Origin of the sequence: Streptomyces roseirectus, assembly GCF_014489635.1 — a bacterium.
GTDB classification, from domain to species: Bacteria; Actinomycetota; Actinomycetes; order Streptomycetales; family Streptomycetaceae; genus Streptomyces; species Streptomyces roseirectus.
Window position 1 is genome coordinate 4,028,927 of sequence record NZ_CP060828.1, and the last position, 19,346, is coordinate 4,048,272.

General features: G+C 70.5%; 20 protein-coding genes and 1 pseudogene. 11 read left to right on the top strand and 10 right to left on the bottom strand.

What is annotated here, in order from left to right; translation table 11 throughout:
• Window positions 1-13: 13 nt before the first annotated feature.
• Window positions 14-373 carry an NADH-quinone oxidoreductase subunit A gene (locus IAG44_RS16615; RefSeq protein ID WP_007383963.1) on the bottom strand — a complete coding sequence of 120 codons (360 nt, stop codon included), beginning with the start codon at window positions 371-373 and terminating at the stop codon, window positions 14-16.
• Between the two features lie 670 nt (window positions 374-1,043).
• Between IAG44_RS16615 and IAG44_RS16620 the strand changes: the two genes are divergently transcribed.
• Both IAG44_RS16620 and def read left to right on the top strand, forming a co-directional pair.
• A complete protein-coding gene (locus tag IAG44_RS16620) occupies window positions 1,044-1,880 on the top strand; it encodes a C40 family peptidase (RefSeq protein WP_187747879.1) in 837 nt (278 codons plus the stop codon).
• A 174-nt stretch (window positions 1,881-2,054) separates the two neighbouring features.
• Window positions 2,055-2,696 (top strand): annotated as a pseudogene (def, locus tag IAG44_RS16625) (peptide deformylase).
• Between the two features lie 15 nt (window positions 2,697-2,711).
• On the opposite strand, the gene IAG44_RS16630 reads toward def, so the two are convergent.
• Window positions 2,712-4,025: a geranylgeranyl reductase family protein gene (locus IAG44_RS16630; protein WP_187747880.1), complete on the bottom strand. Its 1,314-nt coding sequence runs from the start codon at window positions 4,023-4,025 to the stop codon at window positions 2,712-2,714.
• Window positions 4,026-4,122: 97 nt separating this feature from the next.
• On the opposite strand from IAG44_RS16630, the gene IAG44_RS16635 reads away from it, so the two are divergent.
• Together IAG44_RS16635 and IAG44_RS16640 are read left to right on the top strand one after the other, a co-directional pair.
• Window positions 4,123-4,647, top strand: coding sequence for a GNAT family N-acetyltransferase (locus IAG44_RS16635; RefSeq protein WP_187747881.1), 525 nt, complete (start codon window positions 4,123-4,125; stop codon window positions 4,645-4,647).
• 84 nt (window positions 4,648-4,731) lie between these two features.
• A complete protein-coding gene (locus IAG44_RS16640) occupies window positions 4,732-5,103 on the top strand; it encodes a PASTA domain-containing protein (protein ID WP_187747882.1) in 372 nt (123 codons plus the stop codon).
• 15 nt (window positions 5,104-5,118) lie between these two features.
• Here IAG44_RS16640 and IAG44_RS16645 read toward each other — a convergent pair whose 3' ends face one another.
• The 4 genes from IAG44_RS16645 to IAG44_RS16660 all read right to left on the bottom strand — a co-directional run bounded on the left by IAG44_RS16645 (window position 5,119) and on the right by IAG44_RS16660 (window position 8,739).
• Window positions 5,119-5,811 (bottom strand): demethylmenaquinone methyltransferase, encoded by a 693-nt coding sequence (locus IAG44_RS16645; RefSeq protein ID WP_187747883.1) that lies wholly within the window; start codon window positions 5,809-5,811, stop codon window positions 5,119-5,121.
• A gap of 103 nt (window positions 5,812-5,914) precedes the next feature.
• Window positions 5,915-6,571, bottom strand: coding sequence for an imidazolonepropionase-like domain-containing protein (locus IAG44_RS16650; protein ID WP_187747884.1), 657 nt, complete (start codon window positions 6,569-6,571; stop codon window positions 5,915-5,917).
• Between the two features lie 19 nt (window positions 6,572-6,590).
• Window positions 6,591-7,790, bottom strand: coding sequence for a cyclic dehypoxanthinyl futalosine synthase (gene mqnC, locus IAG44_RS16655; protein ID WP_187747885.1), 1,200 nt, complete (start codon window positions 7,788-7,790; stop codon window positions 6,591-6,593).
• A gap of 70 nt (window positions 7,791-7,860) precedes the next feature.
• Window positions 7,861-8,739: a prepilin peptidase gene (locus IAG44_RS16660; protein ID WP_187747886.1), complete on the bottom strand. Its 879-nt coding sequence runs from the start codon at window positions 8,737-8,739 to the stop codon at window positions 7,861-7,863.
• Window positions 8,740-8,822: 83 nt separating this feature from the next.
• Here IAG44_RS16660 and IAG44_RS16665 point away from each other — a divergent pair, with 83 nt between their 5' ends.
• Window positions 8,823-9,734 (top strand): hypothetical protein, encoded by a 912-nt coding sequence (locus tag IAG44_RS16665; protein ID WP_187747887.1) that lies wholly within the window; start codon window positions 8,823-8,825, stop codon window positions 9,732-9,734.
• A 2-nt stretch (window positions 9,735-9,736) separates the two neighbouring features.
• Here IAG44_RS16665 and IAG44_RS16670 read toward each other — a convergent pair whose 3' ends face one another.
• Window positions 9,737-10,597 (bottom strand): menaquinone biosynthetic enzyme MqnA/MqnD family protein, encoded by an 861-nt coding sequence (locus tag IAG44_RS16670; protein ID WP_187747888.1) that lies wholly within the window; start codon window positions 10,595-10,597, stop codon window positions 9,737-9,739.
• A 348-nt stretch (window positions 10,598-10,945) separates the two neighbouring features.
• Between IAG44_RS16670 and IAG44_RS16675 the strand changes: the two genes are divergently transcribed.
• Entirely contained in the window at window positions 10,946-11,149 is a 204-nt protein-coding gene (locus IAG44_RS16675; protein WP_004984723.1) for a cold-shock protein, read from the top strand.
• A gap of 154 nt (window positions 11,150-11,303) precedes the next feature.
• On the opposite strand, the gene IAG44_RS16680 is transcribed toward IAG44_RS16675, so the two are convergent.
• A complete protein-coding gene (locus IAG44_RS16680) occupies window positions 11,304-11,852 on the bottom strand; it encodes a helix-turn-helix domain-containing protein (RefSeq protein WP_187747889.1) in 549 nt (182 codons plus the stop codon).
• A 76-nt stretch (window positions 11,853-11,928) separates the two neighbouring features.
• Here IAG44_RS16680 and IAG44_RS16685 point away from each other — a divergent pair, with 76 nt between their 5' ends.
• The 5 genes from IAG44_RS16685 (at window position 11,929) to IAG44_RS16705 (ending at window position 15,819) form a co-directional block, all read left to right on the top strand.
• The gene (locus IAG44_RS16685; protein WP_187747890.1) at window positions 11,929-12,735 is read left to right on the top strand and encodes an AzlC family ABC transporter permease; all 807 of its coding nucleotides are present in this window, start codon (window positions 11,929-11,931) and stop codon (window positions 12,733-12,735) included.
• Window positions 12,732-13,046, top strand: a complete 315-nt coding sequence (locus IAG44_RS16690) for an AzlD domain-containing protein (protein WP_187747891.1) — start codon at window positions 12,732-12,734, stop codon at window positions 13,044-13,046. The genes IAG44_RS16685 and IAG44_RS16690 overlap by 4 nt, the downstream gene beginning before the upstream one ends.
• Before the next feature lie 78 nt (window positions 13,047-13,124).
• A complete protein-coding gene (locus IAG44_RS16695; RefSeq protein WP_187747892.1) occupies window positions 13,125-13,760 on the top strand; it encodes a class I SAM-dependent DNA methyltransferase in 636 nt (211 codons plus the stop codon).
• A 150-nt stretch (window positions 13,761-13,910) separates the two neighbouring features.
• Window positions 13,911-14,819, top strand: coding sequence for a LysR family transcriptional regulator (locus IAG44_RS16700; RefSeq protein WP_187747893.1), 909 nt, complete (start codon window positions 13,911-13,913; stop codon window positions 14,817-14,819).
• Window positions 14,820-14,865: 46 nt separating this feature from the next.
• Complete coding sequence (locus tag IAG44_RS16705; protein WP_187747894.1) at window positions 14,866-15,819, top strand: aminoglycoside phosphotransferase family protein; 954 nt, start codon at window positions 14,866-14,868, stop codon at window positions 15,817-15,819.
• Between the two features lie 25 nt (window positions 15,820-15,844).
• Here IAG44_RS16705 and IAG44_RS16710 read toward each other — a convergent pair whose 3' ends face one another.
• Both IAG44_RS16710 and IAG44_RS16715 read right to left on the bottom strand, forming a co-directional pair.
• Window positions 15,845-17,764 (bottom strand): AMP-dependent synthetase/ligase, encoded by a 1,920-nt coding sequence (locus IAG44_RS16710; RefSeq protein WP_187747895.1) that lies wholly within the window; start codon window positions 17,762-17,764, stop codon window positions 15,845-15,847.
• 207 nt (window positions 17,765-17,971) lie between these two features.
• Window positions 17,972-19,294 (bottom strand): acetyl-CoA C-acetyltransferase, encoded by a 1,323-nt coding sequence (locus IAG44_RS16715; protein WP_187747896.1) that lies wholly within the window; start codon window positions 19,292-19,294, stop codon window positions 17,972-17,974.
• Window positions 19,295-19,346 lie beyond the last annotated feature (52 nt).

The following is a 19,346-nucleotide window of genomic DNA, read 5'->3' on the forward strand; positions in this document are numbered from 1 at the left end:
GTCTAAAGGCCCCTCAGTCCCATTCCAGGCCGCCGCGCCGCCAGACGTACGCGTAGGCGACGAAGACGGTGAGCACGAAGAGCAGCATCTCCACGAGCCCGAAGACACCCAGGGCGTCGAAGGTGACGGCCCAGGGGTAGAGGAAGACGATCTCGATGTCGAAGACGATGAAGAGCATCGCCGTCAGGTAGTACTTGATGGGGAAACGCCCGCCGCCGGCCGGCGTGGGGGTCGGCTCGATTCCGCACTCGTAGGCTTCGAGCTTCGCGCGGTTGTAGCGCTTCGGCCCGATGAGCGTGGCCATGACCACGGAGAAGATCGCAAAGCCTGCCCCGAGGGCTCCCAGTACGAGGATGGGCGCATAGGCGTTCACCGCTCCTCGCTCCTCTCAGTCGGCACTGACTGTTGGCGGGTTGCATTGAAAAAACGTTGGGTCCAGTCGCCAAGATCGCGAACATGTGAAGCAGGTCACAAGCCCAACTGCCCCGCATCCTATGCCCGTCGCTCTGTGATCTGCGACACGGGGTATTGCACAAGCTTTGTGATCTCCACCACCTGACGAAGGATCATGAAGTCATATGGGCGCCGATCTTGGCACGCGAGGCTGCCAAGTGATCACAAGAAGTGACATTTTCGCTCGTCAGTGACGGTCACGAGGGGGCGTCTCTATATCAAGAGAGTTCCCGTGCATCCAAATTGGCCCTGGACGAAGAGGGTTGATAGTGGACCCCGTTCACACGTCAGGGGGACGCGACAGTGGAGTGTGGACGCGTGCACACATTCACGAGCGCCGGACGCAGGGGTTCCGGTAACCGTTCCGTGACCTGCGCCACACCGGAAGAGGGCACTCCGAAGCCAGGCTTGGCCAACGACCTCAACGGATGGTAAGCAGCGGGCAATTCGGGCGTAACAGCGAAAGGCAATGATCACAGCCCTGATCACCCAGGTCCGCAATGTCCGTTACGGCATCAATAAAGAAACTGGGACACAGAAGTTGGGGCGCCGATTGAACAAGTGTGGCGCAGGACACGTTCCTTGAAGGTATGGAGGAGCTACTGGTACCGCTTGTACCCATGTCCCACACCGCTCACATACGTAGCCACCGGAAACCCCGCCGCAACGCGTCCTCGATCGCGATGCGGGCCGGAGTCGCCAGTGGTGTCCTCGGCACGCTGGCCGTCGCCACCGCGGCGGGTTCGGCCAACGCAGCCGACGCGTCGGTGACGCAGACGCTGGAACTGCCCACGCTCACCGCCGACCTGTCCGCCCAGGTCGAGCAGGCGGCCCAGTTCACGCAGCAGGCCGCGGCCAACTACCAGCTGCAGGCCGAGCGCGACTCCGCCGCCGCTGCCGCCGCCAAGGAGGCCGCGAAGGACCTGGAGGCCGCCAAGCAGGCCGAGGCCAAGAAGAAGGCCGCCGAGGAGGCCCGCAAGGCCGCCGCCGAGGCCGCCGTCTCCCGCTCCGAGGCCCGCGCGAGCCTCAGCGGCTCCAGCTCGGCCTCCGACACCGTCTCCACGCCGTCCAGCGGCAGCGTCGCGACCGTCATCGACTTCCTCAAGGCGCAGGTCGGCGACTCGTACGTGCTCGGCGGCACCGGCCCCAACTCCTGGGACTGCTCCGGGCTCGTCCAGGCCGCGTTCAAGCAGGTCAACATCGACCTGCCGCGCGTCTCCGAGGACCAGTCGACGGTCGGCACCGATGTCCCCCTCTCCGACCTCCGGGTCGGCGACATCCTGTACTGGGGCGCCAAGGGGTCGGCGTACCACGTCGGCGTCTACATCGGCGGGGGCAAGTACCTCGACGCGGCGAACCCCTCGAAGGGCGTTGTCATCCAGGACCTGTCGGGGTACCCGGCGAGCGGCGCGGTGCGGGTGCTCTGACCCGTACGTCCCGTAATACCTGAGGCGCAGGGCCGCAGCCGCTCGGGGGCAGCGGCCCTTCCTCGCGTGGAACTTCCGCGGGGCACCGTGCGATTCTCCCTTCGTGCCGATCAACAGATGATCGGCGACGACCGGTCGGCGACAGCCGGCCGACGCCAGAGGGAGACAACAGACATGCCCAGCGTTTTCGTCTAGGGCCGCCCCGTCGGCTCGTACCCGCGTTTCGCGCCCGAGGCCCGGCAGGGTCACGTGCGCCGGATCACCGAGGTCGGCGAAGAGGTCCTGCACAAGCCGTGCCGTGACGTCACCGAGTTCGGCCCCGACCTCGCCGCGCTCATCGACGACATGTTCCTGACGATGTACGTCGCGAGCGGCGCGGGCCTCGCCGCGAACCAAGTCGGCGTCGATCTGCGCCTGTTCGTGTACGACTGCCCCGACGACGACGGCGTCCGCCACGTCGGCCACATCGTCAACCCCGTCCTCGATCCCCTCCCGACGACCGCCCGTCGGCTCCTCGACGACGACGAGGGCTGCCTCTCGGTGCCGGGCGCCGTCATGGACGTCCCCCGCCCGGACGTCGCCGTCGTCCGCGGCCTCGACAAGACCGGCACCCCCGTCACCATCGAGGGCACCGGCTACTTCGCCCGCTGTCTGGCCCACGAGACGGACCACCTGAACGGGCAGGTGTACCTGGACCGGCTGTCGAAGCGGGACCGCAAGGCGGCCCTGCGGCAGATGGCGGACCGCAGGGAGGCGGTGTTCGCGCAGCGGGCGGCGAACGAGGAGGCGTTGGGGAGGGCTCGGTCGGAAGGGTGACGTACGCCCCGGGAGTTACGCCTTCGGGGCCACCTTGCTCAGCCCGTTGATGATCCGGTCCATCGCGTCACCCCCGGTGGGATCCGTCAGGTTCGCCAGCATCTTCAGCGTGAACTTCATCAGCAGCGGATGAGTGAGCCCGCGCTGGGTCGCGATCTTCATGACCTTCGGATTCCCGATGAGCTTCACGAAGGCGCGGCCCAGCGTGTAATACCCCCCGTACGTGTCCTTGAGCACCTGCGGGTACCGCTGGAGCGCGATCTCCCGCTGCGCCGGCGTCGCCCGCGCGTGCGCCTGGACGATGACGTCCGCGGCGATCTGCCCGGACTCCATGGCGTACGCGATCCCCTCCCCGTTGAAGGGGTTGACCAGCCCGCCCGCGTCCCCGACGAGCAACAGCCCCTTGGTGTAGTGGGGTTGACGGTTGAACGCCATCGGCAGCGCGGCCCCGCGGATGGGCCCGGTCATGTTCTCCGGCGTGTACCCCCACTCCTCGGGCATCGACGCGCACCACGCCTTCAGCACCTCGCGCCAGTCCAACTCCTTGAAGGAGTCGGAGGTGTTGAGGACGCCGAGCCCGACGTTGGACGTCCCGTCGCCCATCCCGAAGATCCAGCCGTACCCCGGAAGCAGCCGGTCCTCGGGGCCGCGCCGGTCCCACAACTCCAGCCAGGACTCCAGGTAGTCGTCCTCGTGCCGGGGGCTCTCGAAGTACGTCCGGACGGCGACCCCCATCGGCCGGTCCTCCCGCCGGTGCAGCCCCATCGCGAGCGAGAGCCGCGTGGAGTTGCCGTCGGCGGCGACCACGAGGGGCGCGTGGAAGGTGACTTCGCGCTTCTCCTCGCCCAACTTCGCGTGCACACCGGTGATTCGGCCGGTCCGGTCGTCGACGATCGGCGCCCCGACGTTGCACCGCTCGTACAGCCGCGCCCCCGCCTTCTGCGCCTGCCGGGCGAGCTGTTCGTCGAAGTCGTCGCGTTTGCGGACGAGTCCGTAGTCCGGGTACGAGGCCAGCTCCGGCCAGTCGAGCTGGAGCCGTACGCCGCCGCCGATGATCCTGAGGCCCTTGTTGCGCAGCCAGCCGGCCTCCTCGGAGATGTCGATCCCCATGGCGACGAGCTGTTTCGTGGCGCGCGGCGTGAGCCCGTCGCCGCAGACCTTCTCGCGCGGGAACTCGGTCTTCTCCAGCAGGAGGACGTCGAGCCCGGCCTTGGCGAGGTAGTACGCGGTCGTCGAGCCCGCCGGACCCGCGCCGACGACGATCACATCGGCGGTGTTCCCGGAGAGAGGCGCGGTGTTTTCGGAGTGAGGATCAGTCACGACGGTCACGACGGGTCTCCCCAAGTTCGGAATCTGCGTGCCGACCGGCACTGGACATGGGCAGTCTATTCAGCAGAATTGATCACCCGGCTGAAGGGTTGTCCCCGTGAACCTGGCTCTTCCCGTAGTACGGCTGCGCGTCCCCACCGACGAGGACGCGCTCGCCTGGCACCGGATCTTCGCCCATCCGGAGGTCATGGAGTTCCACGGGGGCGTGGCGGCCGAGCTGTCGGTGTACGAGGAACTGACGGCCCGGCAGCGGCGGCACGACGCCGAGTTGGGGTTCTGCCTGTGGACGATGCTCGACCGCGAGGGCCGGGTGCTCGGCTTCACCGGGGCGCAGCCGTGGCCGCACGCGTGGGGGCCGAAGGGCGAGATCGAGATCGGCTGGCGGCTCGGGCGCGAGCACTGGGGCAAGGGGTACGTCACGGCGGCGGCGCTGATGACGCTGGAGCGGGTGCGGTCGGCGGGCGTGCCGGGTGTCGTCGCGATGGTCGACGCGATGAACGCGCGCTCGATCGCCGTGACCAAGCGGCTCGGGATGCGGCTCGCGGAGGTCTTCACCACGCCCACCGCTGAGCGCGAGGGCCACTGCTATCGCCTCGATCTCGAAAGCGGTAACTCTCAGTAGCTGTTCACCGCGAATTTGTCGCACAGCGCTTCCGGACGGCACCCCCTGGCGGCTACCCTTCCAGTACCGCTGGGGGTGACATCTGTGCTCATACCACCCAAACCGCCCGAAGTCCGTGTACCGCGTCTGGTCGGCCTGATGGCCATGGACGCACGCGAGACGGCCCACGCGCACGGCGTCCTGCTCGCCGCACCCGACCGCCCGGACTTCCTCCGCACGGTCGTCGACTACGTAGTACGCCAGTACCCCCCACCCGGCACCGAGGTCCCCCGCGGCGCCGTCGTCTCCATCTGGTTCGACTTCGGCGAGGGGGAGGGCGGAGGCGGAGCGGGGGTCCACGAGCCGCGCATACCCCGTCCGGGGAGCGGCGGCTTCCAACGGGAGCTGGACGAGCCGGGGGAGCCGTACGCGGCGGTGGGGTACGGCGGACAGGGGGTACCGATGGCTCTGGGGTAGTACCCCGGTGGAGCGCTACTCCTTGAACCCTCGATGCAACGTCACCACTCCCCCGGTCAGGTTCCGCCACGCCACCTTCGCCCAGCCGGCCTCGCGAAGGCGGGAGGCCAGCGCCGGCTGGTCGGGCCACGCGCGGATCGACTCCGCGAGGTACACGTACGCCTCGGGGTTGGACGACACCGCCCGCGCCACCGGCGGCAACGCCCGCATCAGATACTCGGTGTAGACGGTCCGGAACGGCGCCCACGTCGGATGCGAGAACTCGCAGATCACGACCCGCCCGCCGGGCCGCGTCACCCGGTACATCTCACGTAGCCCCGCGTCGAAGTCCTGCACATTCCGCAGCCCGAACGAAATGGTCACCGCGTCGAACGTGTCGTCCTTGAACGGCAGCCGCGTCGCGTCGCCCGCGGTGAACGGCAGCCAGGAGTTGCGCCGCTTGCCGACCTGAAGCATCCCGAGAGAGAAGTCGCACGGCACGACATACGCCCCGGCCTGCACGAACGGCAACGAGGACGTCGCCGTACCGGCCGCGAGGTCGAGGATCTTCTGCGCCGGACGGGCGTCCACGGCCCGCGCGACCTCCTTGCGCCAGCGCCGGTCCTGCCCGAGGGACAGCACGTCGTTGGTCAGGTCGTACCGTTCCGCCACGTTGTCGAACATCGAGGCGACTTCGTGCGGCTGCTTGTCCAGGGATGCGCGGGTCACCGTTTCATTCTTGCAGTCCCGCCCCCAGGCCGGCAGCCGGGGCTTCCCGCGGCGCGACGCCGAGAACTAGGACGGCCCGGTCGGCCCGGTCGGCCCGGTCTGTTCACCGGCTCCGGTACAGCAGACGCCCGTTGACGACCGTCGCGACACAGGTGCCGGCGCCCTTGCCGGTCAGGGCGGCCTCATCGGGGACGTCGAACACCGCGAGGTCGGCCCGGCCGCCGACGCTCAGCGGAGCGTGCGCGGTCCCGGCGAGGTCGTACCCCTCGGCGAACGGGTCGAGATCGGGCCGCTCGCCGAGCAGCGGCCCCGGCGCCCCGGTGACGGGGACGACGGTCAGGCCGGACCGGGCGACCGCCTGGGCGACCGTCGGATCGGTGAAGCGCGCGCCGGGCGCGGCGACCGCCGTCGTGCCGTGGGCCAGCATCCGCTGGATGCCGCGCCGCACGCTGCCCGCCCAGCGGGACTCGGACAGGTCGAGCGCGGCCAACTCGTCGCCCCAGATCGGGAGTTCGCCCAGTTCGCCGGCCTCGCGCGGGTCGGGGTGGTAGCAGCGGCGCAGCAGCCACAGGGGGTGCCACTGGCGCAGGCCGGGGGTGAGGACGCCCGGCCAGCGGCGCACGCGCGCGCCCGCAGCGGCGGCGACCTCGTCGTACGGCCCGAAGGCCGTGATCCGGTCGCCGTCGACCGCGACCGCGCCGTCCGTGACGGGGGCCGCGCCCACCGGCAGCAGCAGGGGTGCGGTGTGGATCGTCAGCACAACAGGCCCGTGTCCGGCGCTAGTTGGAGGCCAGCAGCTTCAACTCGGGGTGGGCGGTGCCGCCTTCGATCGCGGTGGAGGAGATGTGCGACATCACCCGCTTGTCGACGGGGTCGTTCGCCGGGTCGTCGTGGACGACCAAGTGCTCGTACGTGGTGGCGCGTTGGGCGGGGACGCGGCCCGCCGTGCGGATCATGTCGATCATTTCCTGGAGATTGGAGCGGTGCTTGGCGCCGGCCGCCGAGACCACGTTCTCCTCCAGCATGACCGAGCCGAGGTCGTCCGCGCCGTAGTGCAGGGTCAGTTGGCCTGCGTCCTGGCCGGTGGTGAGCCAAGACCCCTGGATGTGGGCGATGTTGTCCATGAAGAGCCGGGAGACCGCGATCATCCGCAGGTACTCGAAGATCGTGGCCTGGGTGCGGCCCTTCAGGTGGTTGTTCATCGGCTGGTAGAGGTACGGGATGAACGCCCGGAAGCCGCCCGTGCGGTCCTGGACGTCACGGATCATCCGCAGGTGCTCGATGCGTTCGGCGTTGGTCTCGCCGGTGCCCATCAGCATGGTCGAGGTGGACTCGACGCCCAGCTTGTGCGCCGTCTCCATGATCTCCAGCCAGCGTTCCCCGGACTCCTTCAGGGGCGCGATGGCCTTGCGGGGGCGCGCGGGCAGCAGCTCCGCGCCGGCGCCCGCGAACGAGTCGAGCCCCGCCTCGTGGATCCGGGTGATGGCCTCCTCGACCGGCACCCCGGAGATCCGCGCCATGTGCTCGACCTCGGAGGCGCCGAGCGAGTGGATCACGAGCTGTGGGAACGCGTCCTTGATCGCCTTGAAGTGGCGCTCGTAGTACTCCACCCCGTAGTCCGGGTGGTGGCCGCCCTGGAACATGATCTGCGTGCCGCCGAGTTCGACGGTCTCCGCGCACCGGCGCAGGATGTCGTCGAGGTCACGCGTCCACCCCTTGTCCTTGTCCTTCGGCGCGGCGTAGAAGGCGCAGAACTTGCACGCCGTGACGCACACGTTCGTGTAGTTGATGTTCCGCTCGATGATGTACGTCGCGATGTGCTCGGTCCCGGCGTACCTCTTGCGGCGTACGGCGTCGGCGGCGGCGCCGAGCGCGTGCAGCGGGGCGTCCCGGTAGAGGTCGAGGGCTTCCTCGGGGGTGATCCGCCCACCGGCTGCGGCACGGTCGAGGACGGGCTGGAGGTCGGCCTTCTCAGTCACCGGGCGTCCCTTTCGTAAGGGTTGTGGACGGACCGCTCCAGCGTACGTCAGAGGTATTACGGGGCTCCCCTCAGGCCGTCCACGCCCCGAGCAGTACCCCTAGTACCGCCCCGCCGATCAGGAACGGCCCGAACGCGATCGTCGTCCCCCGCCCCGACCTCCGGACGACGGCCAGTACTCCCCCGTACACCGCGCCGAACGCGAACCCGGCGAACGTGCCGAGCAGGACCGTGTCCCACCCGTACCACCCCAGTACGGCCCCGAGTCCGACCGCGAGCTTCGCGTCGCCGTACCCCATCCCGGCCGGGTTCAGCAGATGCAGCACCAGGATCCCGGCCCCGAGGACGACGGCCCCGAGCAGCGCTCCCGTCCACTCCCCCGCGTGCTCCGGAACCGACGCGGCCACCCCCAGCAGCGCGGGCGCGGCGACGGCCGATCCCAGCGTCAGCGGATCCGGCAACCGCCGTACCCGTACGTCCACCGCCGCCAGCAGCACCCACAGGGGGGCGAGCAGCAGCCAGACCACGAGTTCGGGACGGGGGCCGGTGGCGAGGGCGAGGAGGGCGGCGAGGGAGGCGGTGAGAGCTACCAAAGGGGTACGGGGTGGACCGTAGGGGGTGGGGTTCGCGGGCGAGGGGTGCGGCGGGGACGGGGGTACGGTGGGCGTGGGAGCACCGGGTGTCGGGGCGACGCGGCATGCCTCGCAGCTCGCCGGGCCGAGCCAGCCCCGTAGGGGATGCCCCGCAGGACACTCCCGCCGCCAGCCCTCGCCCTCGCCCTCGCCCTCGCCCTCGCCCTCGCGGCCAGGATCAGGGACGGCGTCGGCTTCGGCTTCGGCGTAGTCCTCCAGAGGTACGGCGAACCGGTACACCGCCCGGGGCAGCAGTGCCCCCGCCGCGGCCCCCCACGCCACCGCCCCGACGGCGGTCGCCCACAACTCGGTCGTCACGGACCGATCCTGCCCCACACCAGGCCATGACTCCCCACGCTTCCCCCACGGGGGCCGGCCAACTGCCGTGTCATGATCCCGAAGTGGACCTTCTTCCGATCAGCGGGGCGACCCTGGCCTCCGAGCCGACCGTGCTGGCGTCGGTACGGACCATCGGCGCGCAGTACGGCGTCGACTACACGGACGACCGGGCCGTGGCCGAGATGTTCGGGGAGCGGCGCGAGGCCCTGCGGTGGAGTCAGCGGGGCCGGCGCGCGTGGTTCGGGGGTCTCGCGCTGGCGGTCGGCGCGGTGTGGCCGTTCATCGGTCCGGAGGTCCCCGCGTTCACCGGCAGCCCGGCCCTCGCGTACGGGCCCGCTGTCCCGTTCCTCGCCGTCGGGATCGGCCTCCTGATATCCGTGCGCGCCCGCTGGAAGCGGGAGTTGGAGCATCCGGCGCTGGTCGGCTACCGGCACGTCCTCGGGGTCGCCCGGTCGCGCGGGCTGCCGGTGACCCATGTCCCGGCGTGGCTGGAGGGACGTTCGGAGTACGGGGGTACTAAGCCTGCGGTTCCGGTGCCGACGTACCGGCCGGTGGCCCCTGACACCCCTGACACCACTAGTACCCCTAGTACTCCGGCGGGCCCTTACGGGGATCGGCCTCAGGATGTACCCCCGATGCCCCCGGCGGTCGCCGAGTACGAGGAGATCGCCGACCAGGGCGGCTGGCACGACGAGGCCGGCTGTCTCTTCGTCATCGCGGCCCTGATCGGCGCCGCCTACGGCTGGTGGCAGGGCGTGGCCCTCGGCTACCTGGCGCTGCTCCTCGTCCCCCTCGCGGTCCGGGTGTGGCTGGCCGGGAGCCGTCAGGGCAAGGAGAAGGAACGGCTGCGCACGGAGGCACTGGATTACGTCGAGGCGATCGCCAGGGCGCAGGCGTCCGGCGCCGCCGTGCCCGAACTCTCGCCCCGGCTGCGGAAGTTGCTGGACGAGGAGCAGTGGCTGGGACGCCGCTGACCTCAGCCGGCCGGGTCGGGCCGCAGCAGTTCCACGTTGACGTCCGCCGGGAACCCGGTCGTCGGCCCGACCCTGCGGGCGAACTCCGCGACGGCCTCCAACTGCGGTGCGCCGAAGCTGAAGTCGAGGGTCGTGAAGTACCGCTCCAGGATCTTCTCGTCGTACTCCTCCCAGCGGGCGGCCTGTTCGGCGACCTTGCCGACCTCGTCGAGGGAGAGGTTGCGGGAGTCGAGGAAGGCACGGTGGACGTCGCGGGTGACGTCGGGCTCGCGGTCGAGGTAGTCGCGGCGGGCGGCCCAGACGGCGAAGACGAAGGGGAGCCCGGTCCACTCCTTCCACAGGGTGCCGAGGTCGTGGACCTCAAGCCCGTAGCGGGGCCCGTCGAGGAGGTTGGCGCGCAGGGCGGCGTCGCCGATGAGGACGGCGGCCTCGGCCTCCTGCATCATCAGACTCAGGTCGGGGGGGCAGGTGTAGTACTCGGGGTTGACCCCGAAGCGGTCGGCGAGCAGGAGCTGCGCGAGCCGGACGGAGGTGCGGGAGGTCGAGCCGAGGGCGACGCGGGCGCCGTCCAGCCGGTCGAGGGGGACCTGCGAGACGATCACGCAAGACATGACGGGGCCGTCGCAGCCGACCGCGATGTCGGGGAAGGCCACCAGGTCGTCGGCGTTGCGCAGGAACTCGACGAGGGTGATGGGCGCGATGTCGAGGTCTCCCCGCACCAGCTGTTCGCTGAGCTTCTCCGGGGTGTCCTTGGTCAGTTCAAGATCGAGCAGCGTGCCCGTTCTCGCGAGCCCCCAGTACAGGGGCAGGCAGTTCAGGAACTGGATGTGGCCGACGCGCGGCCGGGTGCGAGAATTGTCCACATCGCGAGGCTAGACCCCAGTCGGGTAGGGTGCGGAGTCACCCCCCACCATCCCCTCAGGGGCTTACGGGTATCAGGGGACCCGCAGATCCGTCCACGCCTCACCCCGGCGTCAACCCTTACTCCGGTGTTTCAAACATCCGAGTGACGTGATCTTGACCTCTATCGCTTTCGGCTGCCTGCGTGCTAGGCTCGCCGCAAGTTGCAGTTTGGTTTCCCTTGCAGTACAGAGCCTGCGGAGCATGTGACCGCGGGCTCTCGACGTTTTCGGAAGTTTGCAGTTGTGCAGCACTGTTTTCACACTTGCAGGTTCTGGAGCAGGGCGACCCTTTGAGCCCAAGGAGGGCTTATGGCTACCGGAACCGTGAAGTGGTTCAACGCCGAAAAGGGCTTTGGTTTCATCGCCCAGGAAGGCGGCGGCCCCGACGTCTTCGTCCACTACTCCGCGATCAACGCCACGGGTTTCCGTTCCCTGGAGGAGAACCAGCAGGTCTCCTTCGACGTGACCCAGGGCCCGAAGGGTCCGCAGGCGGAGAACGTCACCCCGGTCTGATCCCCGGGCGACTGCCGGAACCGGCAGCGTGATCGCAGTCTGAGAGCACCACCCAAGGAGCCCCGCGCCGTCCCGGCGACGGGGCTCCTGCCTTTCCTCTTCCGACGGCTTCCGGCAGTGCGATCGACAGCCCGCCGGTGAATTCATTTCCCGTTCACGCGTGCTGCATGACGAGCACGAACTTCGTTCCGGCCACCGTCGCCTCGTACGTGTGCGCCACATCTCCGCGATACGACAGATAATCCCCCGGACCGACCTCAACTCCCTCCCCGCGCGGCCCCGCTTTCACTCTTCCCTCGGTCACCACGATGTGTTCGACGGTCCCCGGAATATGCGGTTCGGATTCCCGGACGGTGCCCGGTTCCAGCCATACGTAGTAAATGTCCCGGCGGACGCCCGGCGGACTCGCGGACAACAAGGTCGCGAGATAACTGGACTGCTCGGAATGCACCTTTGGTCCCTCGCCCGCGCGGATGACCTGCACCGGCGACGTCGGCGGTTCCACGAGTCGGCTGAACGGAACCCCGAGGGCCACCGCCAGCGCCCAGATCGTCTCCATCCCCGGATTGCCGGCGGCCGACTCCAACTGCGACAGCGTGGACTTCGCGATCCCCGCGCGTTTGGCCAGCTCGGACAGGGACAGCCCGGTTCGGGCCCGCTCCCGCTTCAGCGAGGCCGCGAGCCATTCGAGGGGTTCACTCACGCTTCCACTCCGTTCGGTACACGAGTACGAACGTTCGCCTTGACGAACGGCGGCACTCCCGTTCATTTTAGAGAACATGCGTTTGCCACGCCGAACACCCCTAAGGGTGCCGCTCCGGGACCGTCTACGGGTATCACCTGACCCCGCCCTGCTCCGTGACGTCCTCCTGGTCTGTCTCGCCAGCGGGGTCGTAGGGGTCTCCTTCGGGGCGATCGCGGTGACGGGCGGGCTGCCGGTCTGGGTGCCGGTGGTGATGTCCCTCGTGGTCTACGCCGGGTCGGCCCAGTTCAGCGCCGTCGGGGTGCTGCTCGCCGGGGGCGGTCCGGTGGCCGCCGCCGCGACCGGGCTGGTCCTCAACACGCGGACGGCCGCCTACAGCCTCGCCGTCGCCGGGGACATCGGGCGCCACCGGCTCACCCGGCTGCTCGGCGCCCACCTGGTCACGGACGAGACGGTCGCCTTCACCCTCGCCCAGTCCGACCCCGCCCGGCGGCGCGCCGCGTTCTGGACGTCCGGCCTCGCGCTGTTCGCCGTGTGGAACACGGCCGTCGTCGTCGGCGCGCTCGCGGGGCAGGCCCTCGGGGACACCTCCCGGTACGGGCTGGACGCCGCCTTCCCCGCGATCCTCGCGGCCCTCGTCGTCCCCACGCTCCGCAAGGACGCGGGGGTCCGCCGACCCGCCGCACTCGGCGCGCTCCTCGCCCTCGCGGCCACCCCGTTCCTCCCCACGGGGGTCCCCGTCCTCATCGCCCTCCTGGGGCTCTTCCTGTACGAGCCGGGCGAGCCCGGTGACCCGAGCGGCCCCAGTGCCCCAAGCGACTCCAGTGACCCGTGCGCCCCTTACAACCCCTACGACCCCTACGACCCTGAGGTGACCCGATGAGTCCGACCGTCGCCGTCGTCCTGGCCCTGGCTCTCGGGACGTACGCCTTCCGGCTGACGGGGCCCGTGCTGCACGGCCGGGTGACGCTGCCGGCGCGGGTCCAGGGGCTGCTGTCCGCCGGGGCGGTCGTCCTGCTGGTCGCGCTGCTCGCGACGGGCGCGCTGACGGAGGGCGGCGGGTTCTCGGGGTGGGCCCGTCCCGTGGGGGTACTGGTCGGCGTCGGGCTGGCGTGGCGGCGGGCGCCGTTCGTCGTGGTGGTGCTGGGGGCGGCGGGGGCCACCGCGGTACTACGGGGGCTAGGGGTGGGGTGAGGACTCGCACCCAGGGGAGCCGGTGGAGGTCGCGCGTGGTGGCGGCGTTGTCAGTGCCCCCGGTTAGGGTCCGCACCCATGACCGACTTCCTCACCACCACCCGTACCTTCTACGACGCCGTCGCCGAGGACTACTCGGAGCAGTTCCAGGACGAGTTGGCCACCCGGCCGCTGGAGCGGGCCGTGCTCGGGCTGTACGCCGAACTCGTCGGCTCCGGCGGGAAGGTGGCCGATCTCGGGTGCGGCCCGGGACGTTCCACGGGGCACCTCGGCCGGCTCGGGCTGGACATCACCGGGCTCGACCTCTCGGAGTCGATGCTCGCGGTGGCCCGCCGCGAGAACCCCGGCATCCCCTTCCACCACGGCTCGATGTTCGACCTGCCCTTCGCGGACGGCTCGCTCGACGGCGTCATGTGCTGGTACTCCTCCATCCACACGCCCGAGCCCGAACTCCCGCGCCTCTTCGCCGGTTTCCACGACGCCCTCACCCCCGGCGGCCACCTCCTCCTCGCCTTCCAGGTCGGCGACGAACCCCGCCACTACGACCAGCCCTGGGGCCACCCGGTCGCCATCGACTTCCTGCGCCGCCGCCCGGAGTTCATGGAAGCCCTCCTCGAACAGACCGGTTTCACCATGCTCTCCCGCACGGTCCGCGAGCCGATGAACGAGGAACGGACCCCGCACGCCTTCCTCATCGCCCGACGCCCGGAGTGATCACACGAAAGATGTAGGGGGTCGGCACCCGCTCCCTTCCCGGGTGGGGAGCGGGTTGCCGCCGTTGGGCCCGGGAAAATCGTCGTACGGGTACTAAGGGTGAGTCAATCCTTGGGATTTGTCGCCAGGGGCAAGCGATAGCTTGGGGGTATGACGCTGGAGGATCTGCGGGTGTTCGTGGCCGTGTGCCGGGCCGGGAGTCTGAGCGCGGTGGCGCGGGAGCTGGGGTGTACGCAGTCGGCCGTCAGCCAGCATGTGAAGCGGCTGGAGCGGGAGACGGGCGTGGCGTTGCTGGAGCGGCGGCCCCGCGGGGTGGTGGCGACGCAGGCGGGGCGGATCCTGGAGGCGGCGGCGCGGGAGGGGATCTCCGGACTCGACCTGGCCGTACGGGAGTTGAGGGATCTCGTCGCGGGGAACCGGGGTTACGTGCGGCTCGCCACCGGTGCCACCACCGTGCGGCACTTCATGTCGGACGCGGTCGTCGCCTTCCGCCGTCGCCATCCGGACGTCAACCTCGAATTCCGCACGGTGAGTTCGGGGCGCGGCAGCTTCGACGCGCTCGCGGACGGCACCTTGGACCTCGCGTGGATCACCCTAGGCCCCGCCGTGCGCGGCATCGAGCAGCGCCCGGTGGTGGAGCTGCCGTGGGTGCTGGCGGTGCGTGAGGACGACGAGTTCGCGCGGCGAACGTCGCTGACGGCCGGGGAGTTGCACGGCGCGCGTCTCATCCGGCTGCCGCCGAACTCCACCTCGGCCGCTCAACTCGACGCCGCGTGCGCGGAGTTGGGTGTGCGGTTCGCGTACGACACGAGCGTCGCCGACTGGGACACCGCGCTGCTGCTCGCCGAGGTGGGTGTGGGCCGGGCGGTCGTGCCGGCGCTGCCGGGGCTGACGGTGCCGGGCGCGGGGGCGTTGCGGCTCGTCCCGCTGACCGATCTGCGCCCGCTGCCCGTCGGCTGGGCGGTGCGCCGCTGGGACGCGCTGAGTCCGCCCGCGCGGGCGTTCGCGGACCTCGTGGTGGAGCTGCGCCGGAGCCGGGCGGCGGACACCCGGGGGTGAGCAGGGGGTACGTCCGCCCGCGTGGACGCGGGGCTAGAGTGCCCGGATGATCGAGGTGCCCGATGTCTTCGCCCGGACCACCGTCGCCCGCGAGGGGGAGCCCGGCGAGCGCTGGCTCTCCGAACTGCCCGTGATCGTCGCCGAGTTGCTGGAGCGGTGGGCCTGCGTCCAGGACGGCGGCCTGACGCACGGCGGTGTGGGCCTCGTCGTACCCGTAGTACGCCGGGACCAGCGCCCCGCGGTCCTCAAGGTGTCCTTCCCCCACCCCGGCAACGTCCACGAGCCCGATGCCTTCGCTGCCTGGGCCGGGAACGGCGCGGTCCTGCTGTACGAGCGGGACGACGCCCGGTACGCGATGCTGCTGGAGCGGGCCGACCCGTCGTCCTTGGGCGAGACCGAGACCGATGAGGACGTCATCGCCTCGGTCGCCGGAGAGCTGAGCCGGCGTCTCGCCGTCCCCGCACCCGCACACCTGCCCCGGCTGGCGGAGCGGGCCGGTGAGTGGCGGGACGAACTCGACAGGGACGCGCGGGAGTTGGCGCACGGCATGCCGGACCGCGTGCTGGACTTCGCCCGTGCGACCGTCCGTGACCTCGGGCGCGACCAGCCCGACACCCTCGTCCACGGGGATCTGCACGCCCGTAACATCCTGCGCGCCGAGCGGGAGCCGTGGCTGGCCGTGGACCCCAAGGGGTATGCGGGGGACCAGGGTTACGACGGCGCCAACTTCCTGAAGACGCGCGCGTTCTCGCTGCTCGCCGCGCCCGATCTGCGGGCGGCGGCCTTCCGGATCCTGGACGTCTTCGCCGAGTCCGCCGGCCTCGACCGGGACCGGCTCCGCCACTGGGCCCAACTCCACGCGGTGCAGGCCGCGTTCTGGGCACGTCGGCACGGTTTCCGAGTGGCGCGGGGCGGTCCTGAGCTGGACCGGCTGACCGCGTTCGCGGAGGAGCTGGCGGAGATCCTGGCACGGCGGCCGTCGTCAACTCGGGCCCGGTGACCGCGAGTTCGCGAGAAAGCGCGGCTCAGTACTGCGCGTACAGTCCCTCGACGGCGTCCGCGAAGTCCCGCATGATCGTCGCGCGTCTCAGTTTCATCGACGGCGTCAAGTGGCCTGCCGTCTCGGTGAAGTCGGTCGGCAGGACGGTGAACTTCCGGATGGATTCGGGGCGGGAGACGAGTTTGTTGGCCTCGTCGACGGCGCGTTGCAGGACGGACTCCAACTCGGCGTCCCCGATGAGGAGTTCGACGGGGACGGGGTGTTTGCCGTTCATCTGCCGCCAGTGGGTGATGCCTTCGGGGTCGAGGGTGATGAGGGCGGAGACGTAGGGGCGGCCGTCGCCGAGGACCATGCACTGGGAGATCAGGGGGTGGGAGCGGAGCCAGTCCTCAAGTGGGGCCGGGGCAACGCTCTTTCCGCCCGCCGTGATGATCATCTCCTTCTTGCGGCCGGTGATGGTGAGGTAGCCCTCGTCGTCCAGTTCCCCGATGTCGCCGGTGGAGAGCCAGCCGTCGGGCGCGGCGGGGACGACGCCTCCGGCGGAGGGGTCCCAGTAGCCGCGCAGGACGTGGTCGCCGGCGATCAGGATCTCGCCGTCGGCGGCGATCCGGATGCGGGTGCCGGGCATGGGCCAACCGACCGTGCCCAGCCGGGGTTTGAGCGGTGGCGTCACCGTCGTCGCGCCCGTCGTCTCGGTGAGGCCGTAGCCCTCGTAGATCTCGATGCCCGCGCCGAGGTAGAAGGACGACAGGCGGCGGCCGAGCGGGGAGCCGCCGCAGATGGCGTGCCGGACCCGGCCGCCCATCGCGTTGCGGATGCGGCGGTAGACGAGGGGGTCGTAGAAGGTGCGGGCGGTGCGCAGGGCCGCACCGGGGCCCGGTCCCGTGCCCGTCTTCTGCGCCTCGACGGCCTCGCCGTAGCGGCGGGCGACCGAGACGGCTCGGTCGAAGGAGGTGACCCGGCCGCCTGCTTCGGCGCGGGCCCGCGCGACGTTGAAGACCTTCTCCAGCATGTAGGGGATGGCGAGCAGGCAGGTCGGCTTGAACGCGGCGAGATCCGCGAGGAGTTGGTCGGACTTGAGGCTCGGCGCGTGGCCGAGGCGGACCCGGGCGCGGACGCAGGCGATGGCGACCATGCGGCCGAAGACGTGGGACATGGGCAGGAAGAGGAGGACGGAGACCTCGATGCCCTGTGCCTTGAAGACGGGGTGGAGGAGTTCGATCGCGTTGTCGACCTCGGCGAAGAAGTTGCCGTGGGTGAGGGCGCAGCCCTTGGGGCGTCCCGTAGTACCCGAGGTGTAGATCAAAGTGGCCAGGGTGTCGGGGATCAGCATCCCTCTGCGGATCTCCACCTCGGCGTCGGGGACGTGCGCGCCCGCCTCCGCCAGCCGCTCGACGTGCCCCTTCTCCATCACCCAGATGTGCCGCAGGTCGGGGAGCCGGTCGCGTTCGGGGCCGATCGCGGCGGCCTGGCCGACGGTCTCGGTGATCAGGGCGACGGCGCCGGAGTCCTGGAGGATCCAGCGGACCTGGAAGACGGAGGAGGTCGGGTAGACCGGGACTGTCACGAGCCCGGCGGCCCAGGCGGCGAAGTCCAGCAGCGTCCACTCGTACGTCGTCCGGGCCATGATGGCGACCCGGTCCCCCGGCACCAGCCCCTCGGCGATCAACCCCTTGGCGACGGCGTGGACTTGGGCGACGAACTGCGCCGCCGTCACGTCGCTCCAGTTCCCCTCGGCGTCGCGCCGGCTGAGGACCGTCCGGTCGGGCGCCACCGCCGCGTTGTCGTAAGGGAGTTCGGCGAGGGAGCCGTGGGTGACGGGCGGTGCCAGCGCGGGTACGGCCGCCTCGCGGACCACGCCGTCGAGCCGCCGGACCTCCGGCTCGACGAGGACGGGGGACGTGCCGTCAGCGTAGTCGGCGGAGGAGGGGTACGAGGTGGACACAGGCGGCTCCCTGGGCGTGCAGCGCGGGTACTGCTTGCTGCGAGACGTACGTGCCTCGTGCACCGAGGCGTTCAGCCTTGGGGCCTCGGGGAATTGGTTACCAGCGGTTAGGCCAGCGATCGTACGGGGCTGACGTGGGGGGCCTGTGAGGGTCGGGAGATGGTCCGGGGGCGGGGATGTGCAGTGTCGAGGATATATGAGGACGTGTCACGTTCGCTCCAGGATCGCGGTCACCCCCTGCCCGCCCGCCGCGCAGATCGAGATCAACCCCCGGCCGGGCGTGCCCCGTTCGGCGAGCAGCTTGGCCAGCGTCGCCACGATCCGGGCGCCCGTCGCCGCGAAGGGGTGACCGGTCGCCAGGGACGACCCGGCGACGTTCAGGCGCTCGGGGTCGACGGGGGCCAGCCCCTGCTTCTCCCAGGCCGCCAGCGTCGCGAGCACCTGGGAGGCGAACGCCTCGTGGATCTCGACGAAGTCGAAGTCCCCCATCTCCAGGCCGGTTCGCTCCAGCATGCGCGGCACGGCGTACGCGGGCGCCATCAGCAGCCCGTCCTGCCCGCCGGCCACATCACCGCGCACGAAGTCGACGGCCGCCGTCTCGTACGCGGTCAGGTACGCCAGCGGCTCCGACCCCCGTGTCTCCGCCCACTCTTCGGAGGCGAGCAGCACGACCGCGGCGCCGTCGGTGAGCGGTGTCGAATTGCCCGCCGTCATCGTCGGGTTGGGGCCGTCGGTGCCGAACACCGGCTTGAGCGCGGCCAGTTTCTCCGCCGTCGAGTCGGGGCGCAGGTTCTGGTCGCGCTTCAGGCCGCGGAAGGGGACGACGAGGTCGTCGAAGAAGCCGTTCTCGTAGGCGGTAGCGAGGCGTTGGTGGCTGCGTGCCGCCAACTCGTCCTGCGCCGCACGGGAGATGTCCCAGGCGCGGGCGGTCACGGCGGCGTGCTCGCCCATCGAAAGACCCGTGCGGGGCTCGGAGTTGCGGGGGATGTCGGGGACGAGGTGACCGGGGCGGATCTTCGCGAGAGCCTTCAGACGGGCGCCGGTCGACTTCGCGCGGCGCGCCTCCAGCAGGATGCGGCGCAGGGCGTCGTTGACGCCGAGCGGGGCGTCGCTCGCGGTGTCGACACCGCCCGCGACCGCCGAGTCCGTCTGACCGAGGGCGATCTTGTTGGCGGCGGCGATGATCGCCTGGAGTCCGGTGCCGCACGCCTGCTGGACGTCGTACGCGGGGGTGCGGTGGTCCAGCTTGGAGCCGAGGAGCGTTTCGCGGGCGAGGTTGAAGTCGCGGCTGTGCTTGAGGACCGCGCCGGCGACGAACTCGCCCACCACGCCCGGGACATCGAGCCCGTGGCGCAGCGCGAGGCCGTTCAGGGCGGCCGTCAGCATCTCCTGGTTGGAGGCGGCGGCGTAGGGGCCGTCGGAGCGGGCGAAGGGGGTGCGGGCGCCGCCGATCACCGCGACGCGGCGGGCGCGCGGGGGCTCGACCGGGGGCTTGGGCTCACCGTCGCGCACCAGCTCCAGGGGACTCATCTCGACCTGCTCCTCGCCTTTGACCTAGACTTACCCCAGGTAACCTTACTCT

What these genes read in the sequence shown, in the direction of transcription:
- IAG44_RS16620 (WP_187747879.1), top strand. Translation starts at nt 1,044, where the DNA reads ATGGAGGAGCTACTGGTACCGCTTGTACCCATGTCCCACACCGCTCAC.
- IAG44_RS16675 (WP_004984723.1), top strand. Translation starts at nt 10,946, where the DNA reads ATGGCTACCGGAACCGTGAAGTGGTTCAACGCCGAAAAGGGCTTTGGT.
- IAG44_RS16685 (WP_187747890.1), top strand. Translation starts at nt 11,929, where the DNA reads ATGCGTTTGCCACGCCGAACACCCCTAAGGGTGCCGCTCCGGGACCGT.
- IAG44_RS16690 (WP_187747891.1), top strand. Translation starts at nt 12,732, where the DNA reads ATGAGTCCGACCGTCGCCGTCGTCCTGGCCCTGGCTCTCGGGACGTAC.
- IAG44_RS16695 (WP_187747892.1), top strand. Translation starts at nt 13,125, where the DNA reads ATGACCGACTTCCTCACCACCACCCGTACCTTCTACGACGCCGTCGCC.
- IAG44_RS16700 (WP_187747893.1), top strand. Translation starts at nt 13,911, where the DNA reads ATGACGCTGGAGGATCTGCGGGTGTTCGTGGCCGTGTGCCGGGCCGGG.
- IAG44_RS16705 (WP_187747894.1), top strand. Translation starts at nt 14,866, where the DNA reads ATGATCGAGGTGCCCGATGTCTTCGCCCGGACCACCGTCGCCCGCGAG.
- IAG44_RS16715 (WP_187747896.1), bottom strand. Translation starts at nt 19,294, where the DNA reads ATGAGTCCCCTGGAGCTGGTGCGCGACGGTGAGCCCAAGCCCCCGGTC.